The sequence below is a fragment of the Ideonella sp. A 288 genome (assembly GCF_002198735.1).
Taxonomy (GTDB): domain Bacteria; phylum Pseudomonadota; class Gammaproteobacteria; order Burkholderiales; family Burkholderiaceae_C; genus Pseudaquabacterium.
Map to the genome: position 1 here is coordinate 19,337 of NZ_MWLO01000098.1, position 11,019 is coordinate 30,355.

At 66.5% G+C, this 11,019-nt stretch carries 11 protein-coding genes; 2 read left to right on the forward strand and 9 right to left on the reverse strand.

Going from position 1 to position 11,019, the window contains the following annotated elements:
• Positions 1-92 precede the first annotated feature (92 nt).
• Positions 93-2,561, reverse strand: coding sequence for an OmcA/MtrC family decaheme c-type cytochrome (locus tag EOINJALH_RS09200; protein WP_088280058.1), 2,469 nt, complete (start codon positions 2,559-2,561; stop codon positions 93-95).
• A 260-nt stretch (positions 2,562-2,821) separates the two neighbouring features.
• On the opposite strand from EOINJALH_RS09200, the gene EOINJALH_RS31660 reads away from it, so the two are divergent.
• Complete coding sequence (locus EOINJALH_RS31660; RefSeq protein WP_158219706.1) at positions 2,822-2,998, forward strand: hypothetical protein; 177 nt, start codon at positions 2,822-2,824, stop codon at positions 2,996-2,998.
• A 65-nt stretch (positions 2,999-3,063) separates the two neighbouring features.
• Here the strand turns inward: EOINJALH_RS31660 and EOINJALH_RS09210 are convergent, their stop codons facing one another.
• The 3 genes from EOINJALH_RS09210 to EOINJALH_RS09220 all read right to left on the reverse strand — a co-directional run bounded on the left by EOINJALH_RS09210 (position 3,064) and on the right by EOINJALH_RS09220 (position 5,552).
• Positions 3,064-3,717, reverse strand: coding sequence for a cytochrome b/b6 domain-containing protein (locus EOINJALH_RS09210; protein ID WP_088280060.1), 654 nt, complete (start codon positions 3,715-3,717; stop codon positions 3,064-3,066).
• Positions 3,714-4,997, reverse strand: a complete 1,284-nt coding sequence (locus tag EOINJALH_RS09215; protein WP_088280061.1) for a cytochrome c3 family protein — start codon at positions 4,995-4,997, stop codon at positions 3,714-3,716. The genes EOINJALH_RS09210 and EOINJALH_RS09215 overlap by 4 nt, the downstream gene beginning before the upstream one ends.
• A gap of 189 nt (positions 4,998-5,186) precedes the next feature.
• Complete coding sequence (locus EOINJALH_RS09220; protein ID WP_088280062.1) at positions 5,187-5,552, reverse strand: c-type cytochrome; 366 nt, start codon at positions 5,550-5,552, stop codon at positions 5,187-5,189.
• 92 nt (positions 5,553-5,644) lie between these two features.
• On the opposite strand from EOINJALH_RS09220, the gene EOINJALH_RS31665 reads away from it, so the two are divergent.
• Positions 5,645-5,782, forward strand: coding sequence for a hypothetical protein (locus EOINJALH_RS31665; protein WP_158219707.1), 138 nt, complete (start codon positions 5,645-5,647; stop codon positions 5,780-5,782).
• Positions 5,783-5,855: 73 nt separating this feature from the next.
• Here EOINJALH_RS31665 and urtE read toward each other — a convergent pair whose 3' ends face one another.
• The 5 genes from urtE to EOINJALH_RS09245 form a co-directional block, all read right to left on the reverse strand.
• On the reverse strand, positions 5,856-6,548 hold the full coding sequence (gene urtE, locus EOINJALH_RS09225) for an urea ABC transporter ATP-binding subunit UrtE (RefSeq protein ID WP_088280082.1): 693 nt from the start codon (positions 6,546-6,548) through the stop codon (positions 5,856-5,858).
• Between the two features lies 1 nt (position 6,549).
• Entirely contained in the window at positions 6,550-7,440 is an 891-nt protein-coding gene (gene urtD, locus EOINJALH_RS09230) for an urea ABC transporter ATP-binding protein UrtD (protein ID WP_088280063.1), read from the reverse strand.
• Positions 7,437-8,558, reverse strand: a complete 1,122-nt coding sequence (urtC, locus tag EOINJALH_RS09235; protein WP_088280064.1) for an urea ABC transporter permease subunit UrtC — start codon at positions 8,556-8,558, stop codon at positions 7,437-7,439. The genes urtD and urtC overlap by 4 nt, the downstream gene beginning before the upstream one ends.
• Positions 8,555-10,144: an urea ABC transporter permease subunit UrtB gene (gene urtB, locus EOINJALH_RS09240; protein WP_088280065.1), complete on the reverse strand. Its 1,590-nt coding sequence runs from the start codon at positions 10,142-10,144 to the stop codon at positions 8,555-8,557. Before urtB ends, urtC begins: the two co-directional genes overlap by 4 nt.
• A 66-nt stretch (positions 10,145-10,210) precedes the next feature.
• On the reverse strand, positions 10,211-11,019 hold an 809-nt coding region (locus EOINJALH_RS09245), incomplete at its 5' end, for a transporter substrate-binding protein (protein WP_234413741.1).

An 11,019-nucleotide genomic window follows, 5' to 3' on the forward strand; every position in this document is an offset into this window, starting at 1 on the left:
GACCCCGGGCGCGGAGCCCTGGGTGCATCGGTCACGAAAAACGGGAGGGCCCGCAATGCGGCCCTCCCGTGGTCATGGCCTGGTCCGAAACACTACTTCTGACCGTGGACGATGTCCACGCCCTTGAAGCCGCCACTCGAGTGGCAGTCGTCGCAGGTCTCGCGCGGCAGGCCGAGCAGGTCCTTGTGGGTCTTGTTGCCAAAGGCCGAGCCGCCGAAGCTGGTGACGTGGGAGATGGCCGCGGAGGAATCATGGCAGGTCGTGCAGGTGGACGCCTTCGGCGAGATCACCTTCCACAGATTCACATCCGTGACGCCGGCGTCCTTGAACGCCGTCGTGGCCACGGGACCCTGGTCCCGCTTGTACGAGTTGTTCTCATGGCAGGCGTTGCAGTTGATGCCAACGCCCGGCCAGGCCACCTCGGCGGCGTAGTTCTCGACGCCGACCGCGGCCAGCGGCGCGCCACCCGTCTTCGACGTGCCGTCCTTGTTGAAGGCACCGACCACCTTGTTGCCGTGGGTGAACGGGTAGACGCGCTTCGAGTTGCCGTGGATGCCGTGGATCATGGGCTTGAACTGGTACGACTCGTACAGGTTCAGGCCGTTGGTCATCATGTTGCTGCTCGACGCGCGGTTCGGGTCGTGGCAGACCACGCAGGCCTCCACCGTGTTGCGCGCACCGCTGTGGAAGGCATCGGCCAGCGTGTTGGACCCCGAGGTGGTGCCCAGCGCACCGTGGCAGACGTTGCACTTCTCGTTGGAAACGATGGTGCGGCGCGGCTGCAGCGTGCCGGTGAGCGCGAGTTCCTTGAAGGTGTTCTTCACCAGCGTGTTGACCAGCACCTTGGGTGTCACCTCGGGCCGCGGATCGGCGGCCGACTTGGCCTCGAGCTTGGCTTCCTTGATCTGGCCGAGCGTCACCACGCGGGCGGTGCCGAAGGCCACCGCGGTCAGCGTGTCGGCCGGCAGCGGGATGTCGATCGTGTAGTGGTTGCTGCCGTCGTTGGTGCCCTTGTAGGCGTAGACGTTGGCACCGTTGCCGCCGTTGTTGTAGGCGGTGTACTCGGTGATGGCGGTCGATTGACCGACCATGTTCTGGTAGGCCAGGTAGATGCGCAGGTTGCCGAACTTGGTGGTGTTGGCGCAGGTGAGCGCCGCGCCGGCACCGGTGCACTCGGACGTCACCAGGTTGTAGGCGGCGTTGTTGTTGGTCGGGTCGGAGAGGAAGTACTTCACCGTGACCTTGCGGGCGGCCGCATCGTAGGTGGCGCTCTCGATGTTCATCTGGTACTTGGCGCTGTTCACCAGGTCCTGGTTGAAGTGCACGCGCTCGGGCGAGATGTTGGAGCCCGGCTTGTGGCAGTCGACGCACTGCTGGTTGGTCAGGTCGGCGGCGGTCTTGCCCGCGCCGGCCACCGTGGCAGCGAAGGTGGTGTGGCTCTTCTCCCAGGTGGACCCGGCCTTGTCGGTGTGGCAGGTCAGGCAGGCTTCCTTGGTGGTCTTGGTCTTCCAGTTGTCGCCTTGCGGGGTGTTCGGGTTGGACGCGCTGTGGCAGACGGTGCAGTTGCGCAGGTCTTGCGGGAAGCCGACCTCGGCGTAGTCGTGCTTGGTGCTGCCGAAGCCCCAGATGGCGTAGTCCTCGCCACCTTGTCCGGCCGCGAGCTTGGTCTGGAGCAGCCGGCCCGCGTGGATCTTGTGCGTCATGGTGGCCATGTTGAGGTTGTTGCCGCTGTTGGCATCCACCGTGCTCTGGTTGTGGCACATCACGCAGTACTGCGTGTCGATGCGCCCGCCGCCGTGCAGCGCCAGCTTCTCGTGGCAGCCATTGCACGACGCCACGTCGGTCATCTTGCGGGTCTTGGACGGGTCGGTGACGAGCACCGACTTGCCGGCCGCGTCGAAGGTGACGTCGATGTACGGATTGACCAGCACGGTCTCGCCAGCGGCGTTCTTGTAGCTGAGCTGGATCGCCACGCGGTGGGTCAGCCCGGGCTCGAAGACGACGCCGCCCGTCTTGGTCGGATCGGTGAGGTTGGTCGCGAAGGTGTAGGTGTAGTACCCGTCGGCGTTGTAGACCAGCTGCGACGCCGTGCTGGCGTCGGTGGTGGCCTGCAACGCGGTGGCCAGCACCGGCGCACCGTTGGCACCCGAGCCCACCTTGTTGGCACCACTGGCCGTGGACTCGCTGCGGTAGATGTAGCTCTTCCACTCATCGGGATTGCCATTGCGGCCCGGGATGAGCTTGGCGATGGCGAATCGCACGTTGGTGTTGTTCAGGCCCTGCACCACGGCGCCATTGGACAGCACCGTGAAGTTCACCGTGGTCGGGTTGCCGACCGTGATGGCCGGCAGGCCGGCGGCCTGCACCACCGTGAACGACGCCGCAGTGTTGGCGCTGGTGTCGTTGGTGGCCACCGCAGCGGCCGCCGAAATCTGGTCCTTCACGGTCGCCGGGGGGGTGACCGGTGGCGGTGTGGACGAATCCCCGTCGCTGCCTCCGCAACCGGCCAAAGCCAGCAGCGCTGCCGCCGCCAGGGTCCAGGTTCTGAACGTGTTCTTCATTTGATCCTCCGATCATCGTCTCTGGCCGGCCGGACCGAATACAGGTCTGCCGGGGTGAAGCCATCTGAACAAGACTGGGCCTTGCAGGTTTTGTCGCGAATCAAAACCTGCGAAACAATCCGACCCACCTGCCCAGAATGGCGTGGATCGGAGTGCCGCGTTGTCGCAACCGCGGCGTCGTGCGTGATAGTCTGGCGTGCATCGATATCGACATGGCCCGGCAGCAACCTGCTAACCGCGCCACGACCCAGGAGTCCAGCATGGAAACCAACAACGCACCGGCGCCCACGGGCCTGAAGGGCCGCTTGAAGAACATGGCCTTGTTCTTTGCCGCCCCGTTCATCACCCTGCTCTATGCCGTGATGATGCCGATGGCGGGCCTGCGCCTGCTGCGCGCCGAACGCGACAAGGCTTCGAAGCCCGCCGCGCGACCCTGAGGCCACTGCGCACCGGCGCGCGGCATGGCTGGTGAGGGGGCGAGTTGCCGGCATGGCCCGTGCCGCTAGTTGGCGCGACGCGTTGGGGCGTCGCCGGGTTCTTCGATCTCTTCGTAGCCGTTCCACATTTCCTTGTAGTGCGTGGAGGCCTTGGGGCCGAGGCTGCCCATGTACGCGTGCATGAAGACGAAGGCCGTGAAGAAGATGAACAGCAGCACGTGCACCGTGTCCACGTTGCGCACGCCGCCGAGCGCATCCACCAGCCCGGCGAAGCGTTTCACGTCCCACAGCAGCAGGCCGGTGAAGAACTGCAGCGGCAGCAGCAGCATCATGACGATCTGGTACATCATGCTCTGCAGCGGATTGAACTTGTGGTACGGCGTCACGTGGTGCGGGTTGGGCTCGCCGAGAAAGATGCCCCAGCCGTAGTAGCGCATCTGCTTGAAGGCGGCGTCGAAGAACTTTGCCCGGTCGGGCTCGGTGTGGTAGACGGTGATCTTGTCGCTGAACAGGTAGAACCCCAGCCAGACCAGGAAGCCGCCGCCCACCGCGAAGCCGGCCCAGTTGTGCAGCTGAACCGCGGTGCGGAACGACATGAACAGGTCGATCTGCCCGACGTAGCGGATCTGCAGGCCGGTGAGGATCAGCAGCACGAAGCAGGCCGCGTTGAACCAGTGCCACAGGCGCACCGGCAGCGGGTTGATGTAGAGCTTCTTCATGGGTTCTCCCGCCCCGTGTTGGAGGCGGCCGCGCGCCGCTCACGCAGGCCGCGTGTGAGCCGCCGCGCCGTCATGTGTGCCAGGCAGCCGGCGATGCTGCCGGCCACTGCCAGGCCCAGCAGCCAGTCGAGCAGCTTGATGCGGGTGCTGCCCAGCGCATAGAAGCCGCGCACCGAATCGAAGGCCGTCACCGAGCCGAGCACCTGGTTCTGCACCGCGTGGCGCAGCGGGCGGCCATCGGCGCTGGCGATCGACAGCACAACGCTCTCGAACGCAGCCGAGCCCAGGCGGTGGCAGGCGTCACAGGCCTTCAGCGCCTTGTCCTTGGGCGCCAGCTGGTGCGCCTCGACGCCGGATTGCACCTCGAGCCGGCCGCGCAGGAACACCTTGCGCTTGGTGCCGCCTTCGTTGCCGAACTGCTCGAGCAGCGAGTCGAGGTCGGCTTCGGTGAGCCCGACGTTCGCAACGTCCTCGGCCTTCACGCGCTGGACGAACTGCGGCACGCCCGCCTTCTCGCGCAACTGGGTGTCGGTGGCGCTGTCGTACAGGCGCAGGTTGACGCGCCGCTTCGCGTCGGGCGAGTGGCAGGTGACGCAGGAGATGGCCTCGAAGTGCAGCGCGGTGTTGGGCAGCCATTGCGCATGCTTGTCGGCCGAATCCTTGTGGCACTTCAGGCAGGTGTCCTTCTGGCCGTCGCCCAGCGACGCCGCCTTGTTGTCGTGCGACTGGTGGCAGTCGGCACAGATCGGAGAGTCCTTGCCCTTGGCCACGCGGGCCAGGCCGTGCACGTCGGCCTTGTAGGCGGCGAAGACCTTGTCGTGGCAGGCGGCGCAAGAGGTCTTGTCGATCGGCTCGAGCAGCTTGACCGACGCCTGGTAGTGCGCATCGTGGCAGTTGGCACACAGCGGCGCCTTGTCGCTGCCCTGCTTGACCAACGCGGCGTGCAGGCCGTCGTCGTAGAGCTTCTGCCGCTTCTTGTGGCAGTCGCGGCAGGTTTCCTGCATCGACTCCATCAGCGCGCGCCGGCTCGCCAGTGGCGTGCTGACCTTGCCGTGGGTCTTGTCGTCGAGATCGGAATGGCAATCGGTGCAGTCTTGCTCGACGTGCTGGGCCGCAAGGTAGTCGGCGCCCCTGATGTGCATCGAGAGCGTCTTGCCGTCTTCGAGCTTCTTGGCGGCGATGTCGGGCTTCTCGTGGCACTTCAGGCAGGCCTTGCTCTCGTCGGAGAACTCGGCCGTCTTCGCGTGCGCGGGGCCAGCCAGCAGACAGCAGGCCAGCAACGCAAGGGCCGCAGCGAACCAAGTGGCGGGCCGGCGGTCAGTCGACCGCCGAACTTCGGTACGTGAACTCATGCGCTTCCAGTGGCGTCGAGCAACCGGCCCGTCGGGCCGGCGGGGCAGCCTGCAAACCGTGGCTGCGACCGCGCTGCGACACTGGCGCGCGGTCGGCCTCGGTGCACGGCTCGTCGGCTAGCGGGCCAGGATCCAGCCGGCCAGGTTCTTCAGCGCGGCTGCGTCGGCCGGCTTCGCCGGGTCGAGCTTGATGACCTTGTGCTCTTCTTCGGTGCCGTCGTCGAGCTTGACCTTGGTGCCGGTGACCATGTTCTTGATGGTCTTTTCTTCACCATCGGCCTTGCCCTTGTACTTTTCGGCAATCTTCTTCAACGACGGACCCTTCTTGTCCTTCTCGGGCGCATGGCACTTGCCGCAGTCGTTCTTCTTGAAGACGGCCTGCGCGGCGTCGGCATCGAGGGCCAGGCTGGGGGTGGCGATGCCGGCAGCGGCAAGCAGGGTGGCCAGGGCAATGCTCAGTTTGCGAAATTGGGTGAGGTTCATGGGCAGATCTTCGTGAGTTGCTGGGGGCCGTGGATCACACGGTGCCAACACCCTCATCGGCCGTGAGCGCCGGCTTCTGAATGGATATCGACATGCACGAAGCCTATTCCGCGCCATGCGAATTGTCTTTACGTCATGACACCGAACTTGATGTGCATCAGGCGGAAAACGTGCACTTGTCCAAGGCCTGTCGCGCCGGCAACACTCATGCCGCGCCGGTTCTTCGATGACAAACGCATTAGCCGTTTTCACCGCCCCCAGAGGGGCTGGGGAGGTCGCGCTCCCGCGCGACGCCCGCATCGCTCAGATCGACATGCGCTGGCGCGCGCCTTCGGCTTCCATGTCGGCGCCGCGGCCGCGCTGCACCACCTCGCCGCGCTCCATCACCAGGTACTGGTCGGCCAGTTCGGCGGCAAAGTCGTAGTACTGCTCGACCAGCACGATGGCCATGGTCTTGCGGTCGGCCAGCATGCGGATCACACGCCCGATGTCCTTGATGATGCTGGGCTGGATGCCCTCGGTGGGCTCGTCCAGGATCAGCAGCTTGGGCCCCGCCGCCAGCGCGCGGGCGATCGCCAGTTGCTGCTGCTGCCCGCCCGACAGATCGCCGCCGCGGCGCCCGATCATCTGTTTGAGCACCGGGAACAGCTCGAACAGCTCGGCCGGCACCGCCGTGCCGCCCGGGCGCGAGGCCAGGCCCATGCGCAGGTTCTCGTCGACGGTGAGCCGGCTGAACACCTCGCGGCCCTGCGGCACGTAACCGATGCCACGGCGCACACGCTCGTAAGACGTGGCGCGGGTGATGTCGGTGCCGTCCAGGGTGATGCTGCCGGTCTTCACCGGCACCACGCCCATCAGGCTCTTCAGCAGCGTGGTCTTGCCCACGCCGTTGCGGCCCAGCACCACCGTCACCTCGCCCAGCCTGGCCTCGAACGACAGGTTGCGCAGGATGTGCGAGCCGCCGTAGTACTGGTTCAGGCCCTCGACACGCAGCAACTCATCGGCCAAGGTAGACCTCCACGACCTTTTCGTTGGCCTGTACGTCGGCGAGCAGCCCCTCGGCCAGCACGCTGCCCTCGTGCAGCACGGTCACCTTCTTGCGGCCCTGGGTGAGCTGGTCGACGAACTTCATGTCGTGCTCGACCACCACCAGCGAATGCTTGCCCTCGAGGGTGAGGAACAGCTCGGCGGTGCGCTCGGTCTCCTCGTCGGTCATGCCGGCCACCGGCTCGTCGAGCAGCAGCAGCTTGGGGTCCTGCATCAGCAGCATGCCGATCTCGAGCCACTGCTTCTGGCCGTGGCTCAGCAGGCCGGCGGTGCGCTGCGCCTCGGCCTTCAGGTGGATGGTGCCCAGCACCTCGCCGATGCGGTCGAGCTGTGCGCCCGACAGGCGCGAGAACAGCGCCGCGCGCACGCGCCGGTCGCCGGCCAGCGCGAGCTCGAGGTTCTCGAACACGCTCAGGTCCTCGTACACCGTGGGCTTCTGGAACTTGCGGCCAATGCCCACCTGGGCGATCTCGGGCTCGGACAGGCGCAACAGGTCGATGGTGGAGCCGAAGAAGGCCTTGCCGGCATCGGGCCGGGTCTTGCCGGTGATGCAGTCCATCATCGTCGTCTTGCCGGCGCCGTTGGGGCCGATGATGCAGCGCAGCTCGCCCACATTGACCGTGAGCGTCAGCGCGTTCAGTGCCTTGAAGCCGTCGAAGCTCACGGTGATGTCGTCCAGGTACAGCGCCACACCGTGGGCGAAGTCGGGCTCGCCCAGCTTGGCGATGCGGCCGAAGGCGGCGGCGCGGCCGCCCGATTCGGTGCGGCCCTGCGTGCTGGCCAGCTTCTGCGCATAGGCCTCCCGCCGTTTTGCGCCCTCTTCCATCAGGTCGGGGGTCATGACCTCTTCTCCTCGCCGCGGCGGAAGAGCCCGACGATGCCCTGCGGCAGGAACAGCGTCACCGCGATGAACAGCGCGCCCAGGAAGTACAGCCAGAACTCGGGGAAAGCCACCGTGAACCAGCTCTTGGCGCCATTGACGAAGAAGGCGCCGATGATCGGCCCGATCAGCGTGGCGCGGCCGCCCACCGCGGCCCAGATGGCGATCTCGATGCTGGCGGCGGGGCTCATCTCGCCGGGGTTGATGATGCCCACCTGCGGCACGTACAGCGCCCCGGCGATGGCGCACATCACCGCCGACAGCGTCCAGATGCTCAGCTTGTAGGCCAGCGGGCTGTAGCCCGTGAACATGACCCGCGTCTCGGCGTCGCGGATGGCCTGCAGCACGCGGCCGTACTTGCTGTTCACAATGGCGCGGGCCATCAGGTAGAAGCCCAGCAAGGTGCAGCCGGTGATGACGAACAGCACCATGCGCGTGCCGGGTGCAGCGATCGGCATGCCCAGGATGCGCTTGAAGTCGGTGAAGCCGTTGTTGCCACCGAAGCCGGTCTCGTTGCGGAAGAACAGCAGCATCGCGGCGAAGGTCATCGCCTGCGTGATGATCGAGAAGTACACGCCCTTGATGCGCGAGCGGAAGGCGAACCAGCCGAACACCAGCGCCAGCAGGCCCGGCACCAGCACCACCAGCAGCATCTGCGCGACGAACGAATCCGACAGCGCCCAGGTCCAGGGCAGTTCCTTCCAGTTCAGGAACACCATGAAATCGGGCAGGTCGCTCTGGTAGTTGCCGTCGCGGCCGATCTGGCGCATCAGGTACATGCCCATGCCGTAGCCGCCCAGCGCAAAGAACAGGCCATGGCCCAGCGACAGGATGCCGGTGTAGCCCCAGATCAGGTCCATCGCCAGCGCGCAGATGGCATAACACAGGATCTTGCCGGCCAGCGCCACGTAGTAGTCGCTGAGGTGGAACACGCTGCCCTCGGGCACCACCAGGTTGAGCACCGGCACGCCGACGACGATGACGGCCGCGGCCACCATCACCGCCAGCCAGCCGCGGGCGCCGAGCAGAAGGCCACGACGCTGTTGGAGCGCGACCGGCGAAGTGAGAACCGCGCTCATGCTTCGGCGCTCCGGCCTTTGACGGCAAACAAGCCCTGCGGCCGCTTCTGGATGAACACGACGATGATCACCAGCACCATGATCTTGGCCAGCACCGCGCCGGCCCAGCCTTCGAGCAGCTTGTTGAGGATGCCCAGGCCCAGCGCGGCGTACACCGTGCCGGCCAGCTGCCCCACGCCGCCCAGCACCACCACCATGAACGAATCGACGATGTAGCCCTGGCCCAGGTCGGGGCCGACGTTGCCCACCTGGCTGAGCGCACAACCGGCCAGCCCGGCGATGCCGGCACCCAGCGAGAAGGCCATGGTGTCGACCCGCGCGGTGTGCACGCCCACGCAGGCGGCCATGCGGCGGTTTTGCGTGACGCCGCGCACGAACAGGCCCAGCCGCGTCTTGCCGATCAGCAGCGCCATGCCCACCAGCACCAGCGCGGCGAAGACGATGATGGCGATGCGGTTGTAGGGCAGCACCAGGTTGGGCAGCACCTGCACGCCGCCCGACATCCACGACGGGTTCTCGACACCGACGTTCTGCGCGCCGAAGATCGAGCGCACCGCCTGCATCAGCACCAGGCTGATGCCCCAGGTGGCCAGCAGCGTCTCGAGCGGCCGGCCATACAGCCAGCGGATCACGCTGCGCTCGAGCACCGCGCCGACGCCGGCCGAGGCGAGGAAGGACACCGGGATCGCCACCAGGATGTAGGCGTCGAAGGCGCCCGCCGGCAGGTGGCTGCGAAACAGGTTCTGCACCACGTAGGTGGCGTAGGCGCCGATCATCATCAGCTCGCCGTGGGCCATGTTGATGACGCCCATCAGGCCGTAGGTGATGGCCAGGCCCAGCGCCACCAGCAGCAGGATCGAGCCCAGGCTGGCGCCGGTGAACAGCACGCCCAGGCGCTCGCCCCAGGCCAGCTGGCCCTGCACGCTGTCGAGCGCGCCCTGGATGGCGGCCTTCACCGCCGGATCGGCTTCGGCCTGCAGCTTCTCGAGCAGCAGCGAGCGGGTGGCCGGCGACTTGCTGCCCGACAGGGCCTTGGCCGCGCCGATGCGCTTGGCCGGGTCGGCCGACGAGATGGCCACCGCGGCGCGCAGCAGGTTGAGCTGCGCCTTGAGTTCGGCATCGGGCTCCTTGGCCTCGGCCTTCTCGATGAGCGCGAGCTTGCCTTCGTCGGCCGAATCCTTGAGCTTGGCAATGGCCTCGGCCCGCGCGGTGCGGTCGGGCGAGACCAGGCCCAGTGCAGCGATCGCGGCTTCCAGCTCGCGGCGCATGCGGTTGTTGTTGACCACGTCCTCGGCATCGGCCGGCAGCGTGGCCGCGGCGCCGGTGGCCGCCTCGACGGCCTTGCCGTCGCGCACGATGTAGGCCTTGCCGGCCGCGGTCTTCACCGCGTCGTCGAGCATGGCCTGGGCAAACGGGATCAGCGCCGGGTCGGCCGCGCCGACCAGTTCATTGAGCGCGGCGATGCGGTCGTCGCTGTCGCCGGCGGCGATGCGGCCGGCCTGCTCGGGGGTCAGCGCTTGGGCTGGGGCGGCGCACGACAGGGCGAGCCCGATACACCACAGGAGGCGCTGAAGGAACAGGGGCAAGGGGTCTCTCCGTGAACAGGAAAAAGCGTCCGCCGGCCCCAGGCCGACGGACGCGTCTTTGACAGATTACTTCTTCACTTCGGGAACGTTCTTCTTGCCCTTGTTCTCGGGGATGTAGTCGCTCCACGGGTCGGCGACGACCGGGCCCTTGGTCTTCCACACCACGTTGAACTGGCCGTCGGCCTTGATCTCGCCGATGAACACCGGCTTGTGCAGGTGGTGGTTCTCCTTGTCCATCGTGGACATGAAGCCGCCCGGCGCCGCCATGGTCTGGCCGGCCATCGCCGCGATGACCTTGTCGGTGTCGGTGCTCTTGGCCTTCTCGACCGCGGCCTTCCACATCATGATGCCCAGGTAGGTGGCTTCCATCGGGTCGTTGGTGATGGGCTTGTCCTTGTGGCCGGCGATGCCCTTGGCCTTGGCGTAGTCGCTCCACTTCTTGACGAACTCGGTGTTGGCCGGGCTCTTGATGGACATGAAGTAGTTCCAGGCGGCCAGGTGGCCGACCAGCGGCTTGGTGTCGACGCCGCGCAGCTCTTCCTCACCCACCGAGAAGGCCACCACCGGCACGTCGGTCGCCTTCAGGCCCTGGTTGCCCAGTTCCTTGTAGAACGGCACGTTGGAGTCGCCGTTGATGGTGGACACCACCGCGGTCTTCTTGCCCTCGGAGGCGAACTTCTTGATCTTGGCGATGATGCTCTGATAGTCCGAATGGCCGAAGGGGGTGTAGTCCTCCATGATGTCGGCGTCGGCAATGCCCTTGGCCTTCAGGAAGGCGCGCAGGATCTTGTTGGTGGTGCGCGGGTACACGTAGTCGGTGCCCAGCAGCACGAAGCGCTTGGCCGAGCCGCCGTCCTTGCTCATCAGGTATTCCA